This window comes from Paracrocinitomix mangrovi (genome assembly GCF_019740355.2).
Classification (GTDB): domain Bacteria; phylum Bacteroidota; class Bacteroidia; order Flavobacteriales_D; family Crocinitomicaceae; genus Paracrocinitomix; species Paracrocinitomix mangrovi.
In genome coordinates, this window is record NZ_CP091819.1 from 2,918,216 (window position 1) to 2,937,793 (window position 19,578).

Consider the following 19,578-nt stretch of genomic DNA (forward strand, 5'->3'; position numbering starts at 1 on the left):
CCTATTAGTTTTGTTCAATTCTACTTTTACTTCTGGTAACATTAAATCCTACTGAAACACCGAAGATGGCGCCGTATTTATTACCTGAATAATACATGTTGACAGGAATGTTCAAAGCCCCTGCTCTAAAAGTTCTTCCAAATGCCATCACCCAAGATGCATTTCCTTTTATCCATCCGTCTGATCTTAAATAATCTTTATAAGTATTTTCTGCCGGTGGGATATAGGGATTGTAAACCTCTCCTGTGAGGTGATTTACATTGTTAGAATCAGCATACCAGATGTTATATTGAATATCATTGTAGTCAGAGCTAGAGTAGAACTGACCATCCTCATAGATTCCGGATTTTACTCTCTTGATTCCAAAAGCAGGACCAAATGCAAATTCCCATCCTGCTTGTCCAAATCTGAATCCATTTAATAAACTAACAGACGGAATAAAATATCCTTGTTCCATTGCTCCAATGTTGGGAATGATTTCAATGAGAGCTGAAAAATTTTCAGTTCCGATATATTGTATCTCAAATTGGTATCCCATATTACTAACAACCGGATAAATTCCTAAACCTCCGTCGTAACGTTCTTTTTGATAGAATCTATTTACTTCTCCTAAAACGGCAGCAGACATTCCAAATCTTGGACCTGAATTGTTGATTCTTCCTACATCATTTGATGTGATGTATTCTTCTTCAAAACCCAATCTTTTTTTGGTTTCCTCATTTACAGGATATCCCAACATCTCTCTTAGGGTGATTTCAACCATGCGCGGAAGTTCTTTTGGTTGATCATCAAACTCCATTGTTCTGGTATGAATGAATTTTTTTGATTTTACATCAATAAGTTTTAATGAGATAATGATCTTTTTACCAATAGCTTCGTAGCTACCTGAGAGTATTTGATCAACTTCTAATTTCTCTCCTAATTTTATCAGACATTTTCTACCATAACAGTCTTCAAAAGAAGAATCAGTTCCAATAGCAGATGCCATATCAAATTGATCTAGCACTACGTACTTTTCCAATTTCACCAGTTCTATTCTGGTCATTTTGGCCGCAATTTCAGGAGTCATATCAATACCTCTTGTATAGATATCTCCAACTGCGATTGTTTGAGAATTTACTGTTGCTGAAACCAACAAAACTGTAAATAGTAGATAAAACTTTTTCAGCATCATAAGCCAATAATTTTGGCCAAGGTAGTTGGATGACTAGGTATAAATGCTGACTAAAATCAATTATTGAATTGATTTTTTGACTGAATTACAAGTGGTTATAAGAATGTGTTTTTTAAAGAAGATACCTAAATATCGGCTCTGGCAGGTTTTAGCCAGCCAATTTTTAGTCCAATAACCGGTGTTACAAAACCTGATCGAAAACCATCAGATAATTGCCAATTAAGCATATTACCCCAAAATAAGTTTTGCGAAGTACCTAATTCAGGGGGATCAGAAATTCTATCTACATTGTTTCTTCTGAAACTTATCCCCCCGTAAAAGTCAACCAGAACCTTGTCGCCAGCTAAACGTTGCATACCTATTTTTAGGTTAAACTGAGTAGTAAAGCGATTAAAAAGTTCATCTTGCGTTACGAAGTAGGCAAAGTTCCCAAAGTCATCAGGCTCCATACCATAGGTAACTTCATTGGCAATAATAAGATGCCTCATAGATAATTCAGATGCCATGTACAAGTGTGGGTTTTTGAAACCCCAAAAACGCGATTCAAATCTCACGCGATATCCGTTCATACTTTTGAATCTACCCCAATCATTTCCTACAGAAAATTGCATAAATGAAGGGATAACTCCAACTCCAAACTGAAAACTCAATTCGGGTGTCATTTTTACTTCATGGTCTACAGAAACTGTCGGAACAACAGAAAATAGGTCGAACGGACTAAACTTCCATGCTTTTTCTAAACGCCAATAAGGGACGTGCTCTTTGAATACATTGTATTCTATTACACTGTCTTTTTGTGAAGAAAAAGAATCCTCTTGTGCCATTACAACACAAGAGGATAATATTAATAATATGGTAGTTACGTATTTCACGGCTTATTGTACCGGAATAAACGATTTTTCAATTAAATCTGTTGGATTAGTAGCATCAAATTGATAGATACCTGTTCTAGTCAACAAAATCAAATGATTGTTATCATCTTCAATGATGTCTAAAGCTTCTAATCCTTCATAAATTTGAACGATCTGAATTCCATAAGGATTTGAAACATCCATTACCTTAACTCCTTCATAACCATCACAAACGTATACTAATTGTTCGTTTGCTTTTGAAATTGCTAATCCATAAGGATTCATCAATTCATAAGTTCCTGCCAAATTAGGAAATTGCACATTGCTGATGTCAATAACATCTAACTGGCTTAAAACTCCACCGCAAGTAGTACCTCCACGTAAAGTAGCGTAAACGTAATGGTCATTTGCCACTACAGGGTCACAACTTGTTACGTGATTGAATTGTGATATTTCTTGCGGACTTCTAGGATCCGTGATATCATAAATATGCACACCGTTGTTAGCTCCGATAAACAATCTTCCATTTTGATGGAAAACAGTTTCTAAACCAACACCCATATTGATTGTTTCAACCAAAACAGGCTCATCAGGATTGCTCAAATCAAAGATGTTTAAGGTTTTATAATCAATGGTATATAAATGATTTTCTACGATTGTGAATTGTGCTAGCGATCCACCTTCACCTGTACTTGTAGGCGCTTTTGTATTGCTAGTAGATGAGGTTTCTTCTTCAGCCTCATTTGTGTTTATTTCTTCTTTATCACAGCTGGTTATAACACCTAATACTAATGCTCCAGCTACTATTAATCTTAACTTTTTCATATTGCTAATAATTTTTATCTGAAACATTTAGGGTCATCTAACATTGCTTTTTCCCATCCTACTACGGTTCCTTTTGATTCGTCTACACATTCAAATGGTCCAAATTCATCAGGAAACACCTGTTTAGGGAATATGTCTTTAATTCTGTTTGAATAGGTTGGTGCAGCAGGATTGGTAATATCTACTATAACCATGTCTTTACCATTGTCTGCATAAACTCTATCTGCTTTTACAGAGAAATCCATGTTTCCGGAAATACCGATAAAAGAAAGTTCAATCGGACTTGAAACATTTGTGTTGTCATAAATATGAATCCCTTTTCCTTGATCATTAACCATCAATAGGTTTTCATATACATAAATTCTGCCTGGATTTTCAAGCGGTTCAGAAGCTTTGATGTTGACAGTTTCTGTTTCAGGATTGTCAGAATAGATGGGTTTCCAACCCTCTACCTGTTCTTCCTTGTCATTACAAGAAGCCATCACCATTGCAGCCGAAAGCAAGAAAAAAAACTGATTTACTTTTTTCATAATTCGTTTGATTGGGTGATTAATTTTTAGTTTAACTTATTTCGTCTTCACTAACGGAACATATTATCAAAAAGTGTGCTAAAATTAAATTTTAACATTTGACACTCACCAATTTATAAGTTCATCTTCCGTTCAAAAGCTAAGACCATTAAGGTAGCTTGAATGTTACAAGGGACATAAAAATTAACACTTAAAAAAAGTTAATCAAAGCAAAGAAAGGCATCACTTAATATGATAACCCGCAACAAACAATTGAATTAAAACACTATTCTGTCAATACAAATTGAACCGGAATGGTGTAATGTAAATCAGCAGCTTTTCCGTCCACCTCTCCAGGTTTCCAATTGGGCATTGCACCTACTATTCGTTCTGCTTCTTTGTCTAAATCATCATCTGCTCCAACAATAACTTTAGCATTTTTAACTGCGCCGGTTTTACCAATTATGAAATTCACATAAACTGTTCCCTGAACTTTTCTTCTGTAAGCACTTTGCGGGTATTGCATTTCGTTTTGCAAAAATATTTGCAGTGCTTTTTCTCCTCCCGGAAAAGTAGGGTGTTTGGTAATATTACCGTTCAATTCATCATTTAATGACCAAAGTTCAGCTAACAATTTATCATCAGGAACATAAGTAGTGGGTTGACGCACATTGCTAGATTTGTAATCGTTCACCAGTTCTTTTGGAATCTTCATTTCTGTATCTCCATTGTCTTTGACAATTACACCTCCGTCACTGAAGTCGACATTTGTTGAAGAATTGCCGTTTTCTTGAATTTCTAATTCATTGTTAATGTTTGTTACTGTTGAATGATTATTTGTGCCATGTGATTCACTTTGACCCATACTTTGGTCAACCACACATGTATCATCTTCTAACAGTTCATCAACCATTTCAACTTCCTCAGCCACTTGTTCTTGAACTACAGGTTCACAACAATTGCCGGGCATTGCTACATCTTCATTTTCGTTGTGTTGTGCGACTTGATATTGTTCGCATGGAACGCAATCTTCAGTAGCATCTTTGGTTGGCCAAAAATAAATGGCACTAAATAAACCGGCTCCCAATACCAGTGTTATGCCTCCTTTTAAGAACCACTTGCGCATCAGCCAGCTTGAGTAAGCACCTGCAGCTGCAGATTTTAGTCCGGCATTTTTAATTCCTTCAACCACTGTTCGCTGTGCATTTACTTTTTTAGCCAAAGCAGGATCATTGGCCATCTGTGTTTCAAATTGTACTTTTTCGGCAGCATCCATTTGCTGCATCAAGTATCTTTCTATTTGTTGTACTTGTTCTAATTCAGCTCTCATGAATACTGTTTTTCGGCTTCTGACATAGAAGCGGTGTTAGACAATTCAATGGCCAGTTGTCTGGCGGTTTCCATACATTTATATTTCTGCACCTTGGCAGATTTTACAGTTTTATATCCAATTTTCTTTGCTATGTTTTCCATTGAAAGTGATTTGAAGTAAAACATCTCTAAAATGGACTTACACTTTTCCCCCATTTTTTTTAGTACTTCTTCCATCACTTGAAATTTCTCTTCTTTTTCAATTTGATGATTGATTTCATCTTCAAATTCCAGATTACCTAAACCGGTTTCATCTCCTTTTCTCACTTTCTTTTTTCTTAGCTCATTGCTCCAAAGTAATTTGCATGTATTAATTAAAAAGCCATCTATTTTAATAGGTGAACTGGCATCAAGCTCTTGTACTTTTTTGTATAGAATTACTAAAGCATCCTGAAAAATATCCAGTGCTTCTTCTTTTGATCCTGAGTTTACAACTATGTGTTTTTCAACTTTTGGATAGTATTTGTACAGGCGCCTAAAGGCTCTTTCCTGTTGGTCTTTCCGTAAAAATTCAATGATTTTACTTTCGTTCATGCTTATTACCTTTTCTAAAGATGTAGGGTCGTTTAAAAGGTAACCAAAAAAGTTTGAAAAAAATAAAGATTATTGTTCTTTCAACTTTTCATAGGTGTCTATTGTAGCTGCTGCAGTGGATAATGGCAAGGCCAAACAAATACCCACAACCGGAATAAATAGCAGTAAAATAAAAACGATTCCGTTGCCAATTGCTATTCCTTTATTTTTTCGGACAAACTTGACAGATTGAGAATAGTCGGTGTATCGTTCCAGTGTATAATCCATATTTCCAAAACCGGCAAAATAAGACTCAATCAGGAATATCAAAACAATACAAAAAATGTTGATCAACGGAATCAGTGAGAAAATCATCAATGGAATGGTAATAAGCAGTTCTACAAATAAGTTTCTCAAATTGATTCTTAAACCTCTGACCAATGCCGCCATGAATTCTGATGCTGTATCTGTTTTATCTAATTTTTTCCCACTTAAATGTTCTTCAATTCGTTCTGAAACAGGTGTCATAAATGGAGCAGCAAATGCCATCACCAATTGTTTAAAAATCATGATGCCCAAAATGACTACTAAAATTCCGCCTATAACATCAGATGTAGATTCAATAAAACTTTCTCCAAAACTAAACGGCCACAAATCACTGATGTAGTCTCCAATAAGACCTGCTAAAAAGTAGGCCAAAGCGATAATGGCTAAACCAAGCAATAAACCAATCAGAATAGGAATAAACAGGTACTTCCACAAGCCTAAGCTTGAGATCATTCCTAAGGCTTTACCGTAGGTTCCCATTGATTTAAATATATCACCTATCATTTTCCAAGATTTTACCCATAATCAATGACGATACAGCTGCCATACGTTGGGTGTGGTTTGATGGATAATCCAATTCTATCAAAAGACGGATATAAGATGTTTCTTCTGTGTCCTTTTTTCTCACTGTTCAGGTCAACTAATAAACCCAGAATAATATCAACGGCGTCATGACGACCAAAGCTGCAATTTTCACCTCCTCCGCTGGTGTTGAATTTCACAAACCTGTCCAACATTTTGCTTCCGTCTGATGATTCATGCCCTGTGGCATTATGAGCATTTAAATCATTGGCATGCCATGCTGCCGCATTGGTCAAATCCTGATCGTGAAAAAGGAGCACAGCAGGCTTTTTCTTTCTCAAGGTTTCTCTCAAACTTGTTCCGTGTTCTGTTAAAGCAATATCGGCATTTGTAGCCATAAAGGTTTTTACGTAAGTAGAGTCAAACATCAATGGATCAATTCTTACCAGATTATGCATGAAAATTACTTGTTTTTCAGCTTCAGTTAATATTTTTTCATCCATTGCGGTATGTGCAATGTAGTATTTGGGATGCTGATAGACTTCAAAATAATAACCTTCATAGGGCATTACTTTAGTTGCATCATATTTGTTTTCAAAATGATCTCCGTTAAAAACACTATCCATCCAATTGAAATACTTGTCTGCTAATTCAAAATCTTGATCTATATAAGCCATTCTACCTCTAAAAAATAAGGTGTCTTGAATGTCTTCTGTGTAAATGTTTTGGAGATTTTCATCCTGATTGTTAAACACGGCAAACCACTTATTGAGCACACCAAAAGCTTCATTTACCTTTCCTTTTTTAATATGTTGAACGGCAGTAATCATACAATGTCTTTGCATGTTCATGTAAAATCCTTTGTGATAATAATCCTCAGGATTATGGCTTGCCATCAAGTCCAAACTTTTAAAGGCTGCATCATTTTTTGAAGGGTAATCAAGTTCAATTTTTGGATGTTTATATCCATAAAAAATAATGCGGGCTAACAAAGCACTTAGTCGGTTGTCATTGGGATAACTCTCTAAGGCTTTATTACAACTTTTATAAGCTGGATAAAACTTCTTATCGTTCAGTTTTGCCTCTATTTTAGAGACCGTTTTATCGTAAGTTGGATCATTTGATTGAGAAAACGCAAGTGCACTTCTTGATAGCAAGAAGAGTGTCAGCAAATATGTTGACCATACACTTGTTTTCATATGTAAAAATACCTTTATAGTGGTATGTTGCCATGCTTCTTTTTAGGAAGATGAGCAACCTTGTTTTTCAACATCTCAAATGCGCGGATCAGTTTTTTTCTAGTATCTAAAGGTTCAATTACCTCATCTATAAATCCGTGCTTAGCTGCATTATATGGATTGGCAAATAATTCGGCATATTCTGCTTCTTTTTCTTTCCATTTAGCTTCAGGATCTGCTGCTTCTTGAATTTCTTTTCTAAAGATGATTTCAGCGGCTCCTTTTGCTCCCATTACAGCAATTTCTGCAGAAGGCCATGCGTAATTCATATCCGCACCAATGTGCTTTGAATTCATTACATCATATGCTCCACCATATGCTTTTCGCGTAATAACAGTAATTCTTGGAACTGTTGCCTCACAAAATGCATACAATAATTTAGCTCCGTTGGTGATGATTCCGTTCCATTCCTGATCTGTACCAGGTAAAAATCCGGGAACATCTTCTAAAACCAAAAGAGGAATATTAAATGAATCACAAAAACGAACAAATCGTCCTGCTTTGTTAGATGCATCAATATCTAATACACCGGCTAAAACCGCAGGTTGATTAGCTACTATTCCAATACTTTTTCCATTCAAAAAGGCGAAACCAACTATTATGTTTTCAGCAAAATTTTGATGTACTTCATAGAAAGATCCTTCGTCAACAATATTGTTGATTACTTCTTTCATGTCATATGGTTGGTTCGGATTATCCGGAACTATATCATTTAATTCTTTGCGAATTTGAGTTTTCTCTTCAAAGTGGTATTTAGGAGATTCTTCTTCACAGTTTTGAGGCAGGTAAGACAATAATCTTTTAATGTCATTGATACATTTCAAATCATTTTCAACTGCAAAATGCGCTACACCTGATTTTTGCGAATGAGTTGATGCTCCTCCTAATTCTTCAGAAGTAACTTCTTCATGCGTTACAGTTTTAACTACGTTTGGTCCTGTTACAAACATAAATGAAGAGTCTTGCACCATGTAGGTAAAATCAGTCAAAGCTGGAGAGTAAACTGCTCCACCTGCGCATGGCCCCATAATCGCTGAAATCTGAGGAATTACTCCAGATGCTATAGTGTTTCGATAAAAAATATCTGCATATCCACCCAATGAAACAACTCCTTCTTGAATTCTGGCACCACCTGAATCATTTAAACCAATTAATGGAATTCCGTTTTGAAGTGCCAAATCCATGATTCTAACAATCTTTTTGGCGTGAATTTCTGCTAAAGATCCTCCAAAAACGGTAAAATCTTGTGAAAACACATATGCAGGTCTTCCATTTATGGTACCGTAACCGGTAATAACACCATCACCGTAAAATTGCTGTTTATCTAAACCAAAATTGGTAGATCTATGGGTGGTAAGCATTCCAATTTCTTCAAATGAACCATCATCCAAAAGTAAATTGATTCTTTCTCTGGCAGTTAGTTTTCCTTTTGAGTGTTGTGATTCAATGCGTTTTTCGCCACCTCCTTGCAAGGCCTCAGCTTGCTTACTTTGTAGTTCTTCCAATTTTGTGCTCATGTAGCTATTTTTCTGAAGCTCTAAAGTTAACAACAAAAACTAAAAATAAGACACGAACAGGCTAGTAGAATAAATTTTGATTTAATCCTGCATTAAAGTAGAATGAAGGCTTTTCAACTTTTTGTCCTTCTTTATATAAAAACTGTCCTCCTTCATGCGCTTGCATAGGAATGTGACAAGGATTGCGCTTAATTAGTTTTTCGGGAATAGGATAATGATCGTGAATCATTTTATTTTGAACCAAATTTCGTATTTGTTCTGCATCAATTCCGATATCAATTTGAGCATTTTGACTGAGAATTATGGGTGCCGGTAAAATGTAGTTTACGCGCAAACCAAGTGTGCTGATACAATGGCCATTATATTTGCAGTTATTGTCTTTTTTGTAACCAAATCTGGCAGGATATTCTGAATCTAATACCTTTGAACAAGCTGTGTAGTCATCAGTCCAAATGGTGGATGAAATACCAAATTTGAAAAACTGATATCTGTATTCAAAAAGAAAAGCTCCTGTTCTAAATCTGTCCCTCCAACCCTGACCAAAACCAAATAAATCATTCTGCGTGGCGAATTTAAAATCCAGGATGTTTACGCTTAGGATACCGCCGGTTTGAGATGTTTTATTGTTGTCTAAATAAACAAGATAATCATAGCCTAATGAATAATCCTGTAAGAGGTTATTTTCTGCTTCACCAATAAACGGACTTCTGGCAGAATCTTTTCTTCCAAATCCTACTTGAAAACCTGAGGAAAGTTGTAATTCCCATCCTTTTTCTTTCAGTCCAAAAGATCTGAAATTATAATAGCCTTTTATTCCTCCATTTGCTTGTGCAATACTGTAGGTGTAATAAGCAGATAAATTAACTCCCAGACGATTTACATGTGTTCCAAAAGAAAAGCTCAATCCTGCCGAAATACCGTAAAATGACGGCACAGGATTTTCTTGTGTTTTACCAAAAAATGGCAGCAAGCTAATGGCTATAATTAAAAGCTTTTTCACTGAATTAAAATTAATCAAAAATTGCGCCTAATTGATGCGGGGAGGTGTTTGGACCGCTATTTGTTGTAACATAATGGTATTTATAAACTATATTCGTGTATGCGATTTAGCCTTCTTTTTATTATCACTTTTTTCAGTGTCATTACCATGGCACAAGTAAAGCCGTCAAAAACCAGCTTTGATTTTGGTGATTTATATACAGGTTCGCAGACATATACAGATATCACCTTTAAAAATACCTCAGATAAAGTTCAATATTTGCTGACAATTGATAAGCCAATGGATGTGTATTATATCTATTCGGCAAAGCGCATTATGCCTGACAGTTCTATCACTATCAGATTTCAAATAAATGAGCGTAGAAAGGGAAAGTTTAAATATGATGTTGGTGTTTATTTCTCAGAACCAAGAGAGGCCATTAATATTTCCTTGAGCGGGAATGTCAAAGAGAATCAAAACAATGGTGGTGGGATGACAGCCTGTCCTGATTTTAATGCTAAACCGCCAGATCAGGTGAATTTGTTTGACATGGTAGTAAGGGTAATAGATTCTAACACCAGAGAACCCATTAAAAATTCAAAAGTTTACATAGTTGAAAAAGGAGAGTTGGTAGACGCAATGCTAACCAATAGTAAGGGAGTTATTAAGAAGAGACTCATGTTAGGATATTTCTACATCACAGCAGAAAAGGATGGTTATAATTCTAATTACTATGAGGGCTACATGAATTATAAGAGAAATTATGTGGAGATAGAGTTGAGCATGGACAACATCAAAGAGCCCGAAATTGTTGAAGAAATTGAAGAGGAAGAAGAGATTGTTGAAGAAGTAGAGGAAGTAGTTGAGATTGTTGAAGAGGAGGAGGAAATAGTTGAAGAGCCTGAAGAAGAGGAGGTGATTGAAGAAGAAGAGGAAGTGGAGATTGTAGAAGAAGTAAAACCTGATCCGGTTCCGGAAGTGGAGAAAGTGCCACTAGATGAATTACCAGATTCGGTTTTTACTGAAGGGTATTTTAAATACAACAACATCACCTTTATTTTGGATGTTTCCGCTTCAATGAACGGAATGGGTAAAATGGATTTACTGAGAATGTCAATGATTGAGCTGGCAAAGATTTTAAGACCAAACGATATGATTTCAATGATCAAGTATTCATCTGAGGTGGAGACTGTAATGGAAGGAGCTGATGGTAGTCAAAAAGACATGATAATTGAAACGGTTAAAGGATTGAGAACGTCCGGTATGACTGCTGGAGGAGACGCAATTAAAGCAGCTTACAGATTGAATAGAAAAAACTACATTGAAGGAGGTAACAATATTGTTATAATGATTACAGACGGTGTATTTAATAAAGGAGATAAAAATTATCTGAAAACCATAGAGAAATACTATAATTCACAAGGCATTATATTCTCAGTTGTAGGAATTAAAACATCTGATTTTATTACTACACACATGAAAAATGTAGTGAGTAATGGTGGTGGAGATTTTATCCGAATTTTAACTGTTCCGGATGCTCAAACTAAATTGATAGAAGAGATTAAGAGAACTTCTTTCAGATTTACTACTGAGTAGATCAAATGGTTTTAGGAATAAGTGTCACCATTTCTCCATAAAGTAGATTAAAGCTTTCTCCCATGTCTTTCATGTCCAGGTCTTCATTGTCGTAACGCCATTCTACTTTTATTTTCTTATCATCTGATAAAATAGTAAGTCTTTTAAGCATTTGTGCCATGACAGTTCCGGCAGATGTATTCATGTATTCTAAATCAAATAGCACGTGTATAACCGGATTTTCTGTTTGGTAAAAATGCTCAAGCCATGAGTTAAGTGAAGCAAAAAAAGACTGTGAATCTTCGGGATAACAACGTCCACTAATGGCCAATGTTCCTTCCGTGACATTGCCCAATATTTTGGGTGTAGAGTTGGTCGCCTTTTTCATGTAAATTTCCATAAGTAGTTTTTTTGGGTAAGCGGGTTAAAAGGTAGGCGTGCCCTAAATTTATTGATTTATTGTGCTTAGACCAAGTGTTTCTACGCAAAATATTAATTGTTTAGTTGAAAAATACTGGGATACAGAAGATTAGATGGGGAATTTCTTTTGAATTGAACAAGGATACAATTATCCCATTCAATGAATTCACATCCATTGTTTAAAGCGGTTTGTTGTTGTCAGTAAAAGGGTTTGTTAAGGTTCGATCAGGCTAAAAATCCTGACAAAACAATGAAAGCCGCTAAGACTAATATTACGAGTTTTAATCGCATTTCGAATACCAATTTACCTCATAAGTGAAAACGGGTAAAGTAAATGAGGTTACAAAAAAAGCCGACTTATGAACATCTTTTAAACAAGGACGCTAAAAACCTTTGGTGCTACAAATCACACAAAAGTTCGGGGAATTGTTTAATTTTGTAACGAAATTTAAAATAAGATTAAATATGTCTACAGCAGTTGCAGGAACAGAAATTAATGAGGTATTGGAGCAATTAGGTATCAAAGAAGAAAACCAAGGTGCTTCAACTGGTTCTCATTGGTTCAATACCAGAGGTGAAAAAATTGGTTCTTATTCTCCGGTTGACGGATCCTTAATAGCAAACGTGAACATGGCTACTTCTACTGAATACGAAGCAAGTATCCTTAAAGCGCAAGAAGCTTTTAAAGAGTGGAGATTAGTACCTGCTCCTAAAAGAGGAGAAATAGTTAGACAACTAGGTGAAAAATTAAGAGAATATAAAGAGCCACTTGGTAAACTTGTTTCTTACGAAATGGGTAAATCATATCAAGAAGGTTTGGGAGAAGTGCAAGAAATGATCGACATCTGTGATTTTGCTGTAGGTCTTTCAAGACAATTAAATGGTTCAACTTTGCATTCTGAGCGTCCTGCGCACAGAATGTATGATCAGTATCATCCATTAGGAATTGTTGGAATTATTTCAGCATTTAACTTCCCTGTTGCAGTTTGGGCTTGGAATACTGCTTTAGCTTGGATTTGTGGAGACGTTTGTATCTGGAAACCATCTGAAAAAGTTCCTTTAACTGCCATTGCTTGTCAAAAAATTACTGCGCAAGTATTTAAAGCAAATAACATCCCTGAAGGAGTTTCTTCATTGATAATTGGAGATGCTGAGATTGGAAAATTGATGTCAAATGACAAAAGAGTTCCTTTGGTTTCAGCTACCGGTTCAACAAGAATGGGTAAATCTGTTGCTGAAAGCGTAGCTAAAAGATTAGGAAAATCATTGTTAGAATTAGGTGGAAACAACGCTATCATCTTAGCACCATCTGCAGATTTGAAAATGGTTTTACCTGCTACAGTTTTTGGAGCTGTTGGAACAGCAGGACAAAGATGTACTTCAACAAGAAGGTTGATTATTCACGAATCTATTTACGACAACGTAAAAGAGATTTTGACCAACGCATACAAGCAAATTAAAATTGGTAATCCATTAGATGAAAACAATCACATGGGGCCACTAATTGATAAAGATGCTGCAGAAATGTACAAAGCTGCAATTGAAAAAGTAAAAGCTTCAGGTGGTAAAATGTTGGTTGAAGGTGATATTTTAACTGGTGAGGGATATGAATCAGGATGTTACGTTTCTCCATCAATCGCTGAGGTTGAAAACCACTGGGAAATTGTTCAACATGAAACTTTTGCTCCATTGTTGTATTTGATTAAATACTCAGGTGAAGTTTCAAATGCGATAGACATTCAAAATGCAGTTGATCAGGGATTATCTTCAGCTATTTTCACAAACAATATCAGAGAATCTGAATTGTTCTTATCTCAAGCAGGATCTGACTGTGGAATTGCCAACGTAAATATTGGTACTTCTGGTGCAGAAATCGGAGGAGCTTTTGGTGGTGAAAAAGATACTGGAGGAGGAAGAGAATCAGGATCTGATGCTTGGAAAATCTACATGAGAAGACAAACAAATACTATTAATTACTCTACTGAGTTGCCATTGGCACAAGGAATCAAATTTGATTTTTAATTAATAGTGATCATTCATATTAAAAGCCTGTCCGTTTTGGATGGGCTTTTTTGTTAATACTCATATTTCCCTCCTTCAAACCATTCAAACATATAATCCAACTCCTTGTAATGAGCAGGAGCTTGTTTCCAGTATTTAATCCAACTGGCGCTTGTGTCTCCATGATCTTTGTCTGATGAAATGTATTGGGCATCTATGCTATCATCTAAATTGTGATAGAAATATTCTACTGTTTCTAAAGAATCCTGATTCCACTTTTTAGTATATAAACTTGGACCATATCCATACCCCATTCCGCGTATTAGTTTTTTACCGGGATAAAAAACCGGGTTGATTACATCAAAAGGTTCGTTAAATGAGTTCGTTTTATGATTAAAAATATAGATGTCATAGCATTCTCTTGGGCAGCATCCTGAAGAAGGAAACCACTGAATTAAAAAATCATCATAGCCGTCATTGTTTACATCAAATATGGTGTCTTCCATGTAATTCTCCCACCACATCCTAACTTCATGATGCACTACTTGTTTGTCTTTTTTAAATCCGTCCAAAAAGATAAAGACATCATCTAATGTGGAAACTCTGGATATCAGAAACTTCACCTTCCCTTTTGTTCCCTTTGTGTATTGCCTTTTAATAGAGATATTTCTTTCGCATGTATCACAGGACTCCAACATTTCATCTTTGAAGAAAGCAGTATCCGGATTAAAAGACTCCATGAGTTGAGTATAATATTGATAACTGTAAATGCTATCCTTCTCCCATTCAACTTCATACATGGCTCTCAATTTATTGAACTCGAAAAACTTCCTTGTCCTTTCTGTATCATCATTTCGCATAGGGTAAAAGGGATTCTGCAACCTATCTTTCCTTGGAATTTCTTTTTCACAGGAGATCAATACAAGCAAAACTATTATTGAAAAAAGCCATCTCATCTGCCTAAATTAGCACGAGAACAATCCCTTTCAAAACAGCTTTTATTATTTGCTCATTAGCTCAAATTATTAGACACAAATGACTGATATCTTATACATTAAAATCGCATTAAATTCACTTCAAATTGGAAACACTAGCTCATTTTACCATTTAATTCCCGTATTTTTACCTCAAATCTGCCGAACATGAAAAATTATCTTATTCTCTTATCACTGGTATTTTTAGGATTGTCTTGTGAGCAAAATCAGCAACAAGAATCTAGTTCAGATACCTCAGAAAAAGGTCGTGGAGACATTATTCCGCTAATGAGTGAAGGAAATGAGTTGGATTTGGGAAGCAGACATGCGTTTAACTTATTGCGATTAGCTGATCCATCTACAGGAGAAATTCCGGCAGGAATTGAAAGAGCAGAACGTGAATTTGCAGCTACTTTACCAACGCACCAATACAAGGCGCAAACCTGGATTCAAAGAGGACCTTTTAATGTTGGAGGAAGAACAAGGGCATTGACTTTAGATGTGGCAGACGAAAACGTAATGTTAGCAGGAGCAGTTTCAGGTGGAATTTGGAAAACACATAATGGTGGTGCAGATTGGACCAAAGTAACACATGATCTAGATCCACATTCAATCACTTCAATTGCGCAGGATACACGTCCGGGAAAAGAACACATTTGGTATGCCGGAACAGGTGAACAATATGCTATTGTAAGCCAAACCACATTTGAAGCCAGATACAGTGGAAATGGATTATTGAAAAGTACAGACTACGGCGAAAGCTGGGAGCCATTGTTATCTACTCAAAGTAATACCCCAAACACTTATGTTCAAAACGGAGACATGGACTACGTTTGGAGAGTGATAACTGATCACACAAATACCACTGAAGATGTTGTTTTAGCAGCAGTTTATAATGGAGTTTTCAGATCTGCAGATGGTGGAGATACCTGGTCAGAGGTTTTAGGATTTACACAAGGAGGTTTCAGTACACCTGGATCTACAAATATTGACTTGATTATCACACCTTCAGGAATTATCTATTGCACAATGTCAAGTGATGGACCTGATAAAGGAATTTACAGATCAGATGATGGCGGATTAAGTTGGACGGATATTAAACCTTCTAATTTCCCAAGTTCTTGGGGTAGAATGGCCATGACTGTTAATCCTTTAGATGATAATATTATTTGGATGTTTGGTGCTTGCAGCTCAGGATTTGGAAACGGACACGGAGTATTCAGATACGAGTATTTATCAGGAGATGGATCAGGAACCGGAGGAAGCTGGAGTAACCGCTCCGCTCAATTACCTGATGCCAGTTGTACATTCCCTGGTTTAACCATTGATATAGGACAATTGAGCACGCAATCTTCTTTTGATGTACACATTGGAATTCATCCGGTAGATACTTCTGTTATGTACATTGCCGGAACATCAATTTGGAGAAATAAAGATGCCTTTTTACACGATTCAACAAACACATGGATTGGAGGATATCAATGCAGTCAGTATAACTATGATGATTTAGAATGGAACTTAAGTTATCCAAATCATCATCCAGACCAGCATTACCTTACCTGGTTGCCATCTAATCCAAATGTATTGATCAATGCAAATGATGGAGGATTATACAGAACTGTAGATGCATTGGCAGATTCAGTAACATGGGAAACATTGAACAATGGATATGTGACTACACAATTTTATGCTTTGGCTATAGAACCTGGAGTGGCCACTTCGCAAATTATTATGGGAGGTTTGCAGGATAACGGAACCTGGTGGACCAAGAATGATGATTTTGATTATCACTGGAAATATATTGGTTCTGGAGATGGAATGTACGGAGCATTAACAAATGGAGCTACCAGATACATTACTTGTAAACAAAGAGGTAAGATGTACATTAAAGAAATTGATGGCAACGGAAATGTGTTGGCGCATGAAAGACTAGATCCTGAAAACGGACCAACAACTTATAATTGGGCCAACAGTTTAAAACTGGATCCATCAAACGACAACAGGTTATTTTGGAATGGACGCACCAAATTGTGGAGAATTGACAGCTTAATGCAAGTACCAATTACCGGGGATAGAACAAATGCTGAACCTAATTTTTGGGTAGAGATGGATAGCAGTAAGGTTGATTTGCAAGCAGGGATCATTACCGATATTGAAATGTGTCAATCAGATTCAAATAGAGTTTGGTACGGAACTACCAATGCCTATGTTTACAGATTAGACAATGCATATGAAAATGTAGATACAGCTACAAAAGTGAACATCTCAGGAGACAATTTCCCTAATGGAGCATATGTTTCATGTATTGCCGTGAATCCATTTAACTCAGATGAAATAGTAGTGACATTTGCCAATTACAACATCCCTTCCATCTTTGTTACAGATGATGGAGGACAAAACTGGACAGACATTTCAGGTAATTTAGAAGAGAATGTAGACGGAACAGGTGCAGGACCGGCAGTATTTTGGGCAGAATATTATGTAGACGGAACCATTTTTGTAGGAACTTCAACTGGATTGTACACTACCAATTTCCCTGACAGAACTAATACTGTTTGGACATTAGAACCCGGAATTGGAAATGTGCCGGTTGATCACATGGATGTAAGAACACATGATGGATTTATGGCGGTTGCAACGCATGGTTTGGGTGTGTTTTCTACTTATTTAGATCCGGGATATTTGCACACCGAAAAAATTGAAAAAACAACAGAAGGTTTGGTAGCTTATCCTACAATCACAAAAGATTGGGTGACAGTAAAAATGCCAATTTCTGCAACAGATATTAGTCTTTACAGCCTAAGTGGACAGTTATTGTACAAGTCAAAAATGACAGGCTCAAAGCAAATTGATGTATCTACATTTAATGCAGGAACCTACATTATAGTGGCTTCTAATAAAGATCAAAAGTGGACCGCAAAGGTGATTAAGCAGTAGGGGGATTATAAAAGTTGACTTCAATTACCCAAAACAATTAAGCGAAAGTTGATCATATCACTAAGCGTTATTATTCTTGGAATAATTTCCTTTTATAGTTATAGATATTTAACCCTCCCGGATAAGGTTCAGATTCAAAAAGACTGGCGTTATACTATACCAGAAGCGGCTTCACAAGTAAATTATATATCTGAAATCCAAAAAGATGAAGAATATAATCGGAACTTCTTGAAAGGAAATACATCTTATGCTATTTGCTATAATTGGTGCTTCCCTTATGATAGAACGAGAATAAACGCATCAGAAACAGAAACCTTGGTAGAAATTCTCAATGACTCATCATCCTATGTTTGGGGTGAATTCGGCACACCGGAATATAAGTACTGTATTGTCTTTTATAATGATGAGGATAATGAAATTGGTTATACAGAAGTTGAACCAATGGGTGAAGTAGATTCATATCCGTATATTTCATTGATGAAATGGGGCAGAATGAAACCAAGCAGTTTTAATCAGCTAATGACCATTATAGAAAATGAGAGCTAATCGTGCAGATATAGCGTATCATTGATTAGGAAGAATTACTGGTCCATAATCTTCTACATAAATAAAGATTAAGTCAATTTCTTCATTTGTAACATTTTGGGGAGTCATAGCTACTCCCCATAATTTGAAAAGATAATTTGCATATTCATCACCATTCATCACTACTACGTCCATACTTTTGATAAACTGATAAAAATTCTTTTCCGTTGAATTGTCAATCCATCTTTGACGTGCGCCTTTTAACGCAGGACCAGTCATATCTCTGTCAACAAAATGACAAGCAGCACAATGTTCCTTGAATAAGCTTTTTCCTTTTTCAAAATCTGACAGTTCCGTTTCTAAATCTTCAATTGGTTCAATTTTAGTCCAGATAGATTCTTGAGTACTATTTTTAACTGATGTCTTTGAAGGTGCTAAAAGAATATAAATTCCAACAATTAATGAAGTGATAAACACAATGAGTAACCCACTCCAGTTCCTCTTACTCAATATGTTTTTATCGCTCATTACAAACTACTTTTCCCTCCACCTTTCTTGCCTAATCCAAACAAGTAGTTGATGCTGAACTGCATGTAGTGATGTCTGCGATTTTCTAATTCAGAATTGGTGTTATAAAATGGAATTCCGTACTGATATCCCGCCGAAAAACCAAAAGTTTCTGATTGATATCCAATGGTAGCTTTGGCTCCGTAGTCAAAACTTCTTACACCGGATTTACTGGCACTTTCTCCATATTGTTCAACATAAGGCTCAGGAAATAACATGGCCAATTGTGCCTGACCAAGCTGTTCAGCAAGTGTTTTAAAATCTATAACAGCCGTAAGTGGTGTTCTGCTAACCGTAAATTCTCTTTTTTTCAAAGCCAACATGTATGCTGCATATCCTCCAACTGCTACGTAGTAATTTTTCCATTTGAATTTGGCCATTGCCGGAATTTCCAAAAAATGCATGCTATATCTTCCGTTAATTTCAGTGTAGGTATTTCTGTCCAAATCTCCCAGACCCAAATCATCAAAATTGAGCCCCGGAATTGTTATTTCTGTGGTATCATAAATGGTATATCCTTGTCTTTTTTGGGCATAATTGATTCCTGTTTTGATAGATAACCAATCATTAAAAGAATATTCAAAAATTCCTCCACCATACCATGAAGGTTGAAATGCCCTACCAATATTTTGGTTTTCAACTTGGATGATACTGGTTCCAAATTCAGGTCCCACCCACATTTTTTGAGCGTAAGTTGTTATTCCTGTATAAAGAAAAAAGCAAAGCAAAAGAGATTTAATGAAGTTCATGAGG

18 protein-coding genes are annotated in these 19,578 nt (G+C 36.0%); 4 read left to right on the forward strand and 14 right to left on the reverse strand.

Annotated features, from left to right (window positions below; translation table 11 throughout):
• Nucleotides 1-4: 4 nt before the first annotated feature.
• From K6119_RS13355 to K6119_RS13400, 10 genes are all read right to left on the reverse strand, one after another.
• Entirely contained in the window at nucleotides 5-1,174 is a 1,170-nt protein-coding gene (locus K6119_RS13355) for a hypothetical protein (protein ID WP_221832478.1), read from the reverse strand.
• 125 nt (nucleotides 1,175-1,299) lie between these two features.
• Nucleotides 1,300-2,046 (reverse strand): hypothetical protein, encoded by a 747-nt coding sequence (locus K6119_RS13360; RefSeq protein WP_221832480.1) that lies wholly within the window; start codon nucleotides 2,044-2,046, stop codon nucleotides 1,300-1,302.
• A 3-nt stretch (nucleotides 2,047-2,049) separates the two neighbouring features.
• Nucleotides 2,050-2,850 (reverse strand): LVIVD repeat-containing protein, encoded by an 801-nt coding sequence (locus K6119_RS13365; RefSeq protein WP_221832481.1) that lies wholly within the window; start codon nucleotides 2,848-2,850, stop codon nucleotides 2,050-2,052.
• A 14-nt stretch (nucleotides 2,851-2,864) separates the two neighbouring features.
• Nucleotides 2,865-3,380 (reverse strand): LVIVD repeat-containing protein, encoded by a 516-nt coding sequence (locus tag K6119_RS13370; protein ID WP_221832483.1) that lies wholly within the window; start codon nucleotides 3,378-3,380, stop codon nucleotides 2,865-2,867.
• Between the two features lie 265 nt (nucleotides 3,381-3,645).
• Nucleotides 3,646-4,689, reverse strand: coding sequence for an energy transducer TonB (locus K6119_RS13375; protein WP_221832485.1), 1,044 nt, complete (start codon nucleotides 4,687-4,689; stop codon nucleotides 3,646-3,648).
• The gene (locus tag K6119_RS13380) at nucleotides 4,686-5,264 is read right to left on the reverse strand and encodes an RNA polymerase sigma factor (RefSeq protein ID WP_221832486.1); all 579 of its coding nucleotides are present in this window, start codon (nucleotides 5,262-5,264) and stop codon (nucleotides 4,686-4,688) included. Before K6119_RS13380 ends, K6119_RS13375 begins: the two co-directional genes overlap by 4 nt.
• A gap of 69 nt (nucleotides 5,265-5,333) precedes the next feature.
• Nucleotides 5,334-6,074, reverse strand: a complete 741-nt coding sequence (locus K6119_RS13385; RefSeq protein ID WP_221832487.1) for an EI24 domain-containing protein — start codon at nucleotides 6,072-6,074, stop codon at nucleotides 5,334-5,336.
• A gap of 11 nt (nucleotides 6,075-6,085) precedes the next feature.
• On the reverse strand, nucleotides 6,086-7,291 hold the full coding sequence (locus K6119_RS13390; RefSeq protein WP_221832488.1) for a CAP domain-containing protein: 1,206 nt from the start codon (nucleotides 7,289-7,291) through the stop codon (nucleotides 6,086-6,088).
• Nucleotides 7,292-7,305: 14 nt separating this feature from the next.
• Nucleotides 7,306-8,847 carry an acyl-CoA carboxylase subunit beta gene (locus K6119_RS13395; protein WP_221832489.1) on the reverse strand — a complete coding sequence of 514 codons (1,542 nt, stop codon included), beginning with the start codon at nucleotides 8,845-8,847 and terminating at the stop codon, nucleotides 7,306-7,308.
• A gap of 61 nt (nucleotides 8,848-8,908) precedes the next feature.
• Complete coding sequence (locus K6119_RS13400) at nucleotides 8,909-9,847, reverse strand: polymorphic toxin type 23 domain-containing protein (RefSeq protein ID WP_221832490.1); 939 nt, start codon at nucleotides 9,845-9,847, stop codon at nucleotides 8,909-8,911.
• A 99-nt stretch (nucleotides 9,848-9,946) separates the two neighbouring features.
• Here K6119_RS13400 and K6119_RS13405 point away from each other — a divergent pair, with 99 nt between their 5' ends.
• Complete coding sequence (locus tag K6119_RS13405) at nucleotides 9,947-11,422, forward strand: VWA domain-containing protein (protein WP_221832491.1); 1,476 nt, start codon at nucleotides 9,947-9,949, stop codon at nucleotides 11,420-11,422.
• Nucleotide 11,423: 1 nt separating this feature from the next.
• On the opposite strand, the gene K6119_RS13410 is transcribed toward K6119_RS13405, so the two are convergent.
• Entirely contained in the window at nucleotides 11,424-11,801 is a 378-nt protein-coding gene (locus tag K6119_RS13410; protein ID WP_221832492.1) for a DUF1987 domain-containing protein, read from the reverse strand.
• 485 nt (nucleotides 11,802-12,286) lie between these two features.
• Between K6119_RS13410 and amaB the strand changes: the two genes are divergently transcribed.
• Nucleotides 12,287-13,843 (forward strand): L-piperidine-6-carboxylate dehydrogenase, encoded by a 1,557-nt coding sequence (gene amaB / locus K6119_RS13415; protein WP_221832493.1) that lies wholly within the window; start codon nucleotides 12,287-12,289, stop codon nucleotides 13,841-13,843.
• 53 nt (nucleotides 13,844-13,896) lie between these two features.
• Here amaB and K6119_RS13420 read toward each other — a convergent pair whose 3' ends face one another.
• Complete coding sequence (locus K6119_RS13420) at nucleotides 13,897-14,778, reverse strand: hypothetical protein (protein ID WP_221832494.1); 882 nt, start codon at nucleotides 14,776-14,778, stop codon at nucleotides 13,897-13,899.
• Between the two features lie 186 nt (nucleotides 14,779-14,964).
• On the opposite strand from K6119_RS13420, the gene K6119_RS13425 reads away from it, so the two are divergent.
• Both K6119_RS13425 and K6119_RS13430 read left to right on the forward strand, forming a co-directional pair.
• Nucleotides 14,965-17,733, forward strand: coding sequence for a T9SS type A sorting domain-containing protein (locus tag K6119_RS13425; protein ID WP_221832495.1), 2,769 nt, complete (start codon nucleotides 14,965-14,967; stop codon nucleotides 17,731-17,733).
• A gap of 48 nt (nucleotides 17,734-17,781) precedes the next feature.
• Entirely contained in the window at nucleotides 17,782-18,279 is a 498-nt protein-coding gene (locus tag K6119_RS13430; RefSeq protein WP_221832496.1) for a hypothetical protein, read from the forward strand.
• Between the two features lie 18 nt (nucleotides 18,280-18,297).
• Here the strand turns inward: K6119_RS13430 and K6119_RS13435 are convergent, their stop codons facing one another.
• Nucleotides 18,298-18,786 carry a c-type cytochrome gene (locus K6119_RS13435; protein WP_221832497.1) on the reverse strand — a complete coding sequence of 163 codons (489 nt, stop codon included), beginning with the start codon at nucleotides 18,784-18,786 and terminating at the stop codon, nucleotides 18,298-18,300.
• Nucleotides 18,786-19,574, reverse strand: coding sequence for an outer membrane beta-barrel protein (locus K6119_RS13440; RefSeq protein WP_221832498.1), 789 nt, complete (start codon nucleotides 19,572-19,574; stop codon nucleotides 18,786-18,788). Before K6119_RS13440 ends, K6119_RS13435 begins: the two co-directional genes overlap by 1 nt.
• Between the last annotated feature and the right edge of the window lie 4 nt (nucleotides 19,575-19,578).

Excerpts from the sequence above, each read along its gene's own strand:
- K6119_RS13355 (WP_221832478.1), bottom strand. The coding sequence starts at position 1,174 with ATGATGCTGAAAAAGTTTTATCTACTATTTACAGTTTTGTTGGTTTCA.
- K6119_RS13365 (WP_221832481.1), bottom strand. The coding sequence starts at position 2,850 with ATGAAAAAGTTAAGATTAATAGTAGCTGGAGCATTAGTATTAGGTGTT.
- K6119_RS13370 (WP_221832483.1), bottom strand. The coding sequence starts at position 3,380 with ATGAAAAAAGTAAATCAGTTTTTTTTCTTGCTTTCGGCTGCAATGGTG.
- K6119_RS13375 (WP_221832485.1), bottom strand. The coding sequence starts at position 4,689 with ATGAGAGCTGAATTAGAACAAGTACAACAAATAGAAAGATACTTGATG.
- K6119_RS13380 (WP_221832486.1), bottom strand. The coding sequence starts at position 5,264 with ATGAACGAAAGTAAAATCATTGAATTTTTACGGAAAGACCAACAGGAA.
- K6119_RS13385 (WP_221832487.1), bottom strand. The coding sequence starts at position 6,074 with ATGATAGGTGATATATTTAAATCAATGGGAACCTACGGTAAAGCCTTA.
- K6119_RS13390 (WP_221832488.1), bottom strand. The coding sequence starts at position 7,291 with ATGAAAACAAGTGTATGGTCAACATATTTGCTGACACTCTTCTTGCTA.
- K6119_RS13395 (WP_221832489.1), bottom strand. The coding sequence starts at position 8,847 with ATGAGCACAAAATTGGAAGAACTACAAAGTAAGCAAGCTGAGGCCTTG.
- K6119_RS13405 (WP_221832491.1), top strand. The coding sequence starts at position 9,947 with ATGCGATTTAGCCTTCTTTTTATTATCACTTTTTTCAGTGTCATTACC.
- K6119_RS13410 (WP_221832492.1), bottom strand. The coding sequence starts at position 11,801 with ATGGAAATTTACATGAAAAAGGCGACCAACTCTACACCCAAAATATTG.
- amaB (WP_221832493.1), top strand. The coding sequence starts at position 12,287 with ATGTCTACAGCAGTTGCAGGAACAGAAATTAATGAGGTATTGGAGCAA.
- K6119_RS13420 (WP_221832494.1), bottom strand. The coding sequence starts at position 14,778 with ATGAGATGGCTTTTTTCAATAATAGTTTTGCTTGTATTGATCTCCTGT.
- K6119_RS13425 (WP_221832495.1), top strand. The coding sequence starts at position 14,965 with ATGAAAAATTATCTTATTCTCTTATCACTGGTATTTTTAGGATTGTCT.
- K6119_RS13435 (WP_221832497.1), bottom strand. The coding sequence starts at position 18,786 with ATGAGCGATAAAAACATATTGAGTAAGAGGAACTGGAGTGGGTTACTC.
- K6119_RS13440 (WP_221832498.1), bottom strand. The coding sequence starts at position 19,574 with ATGAACTTCATTAAATCTCTTTTGCTTTGCTTTTTTCTTTATACAGGA.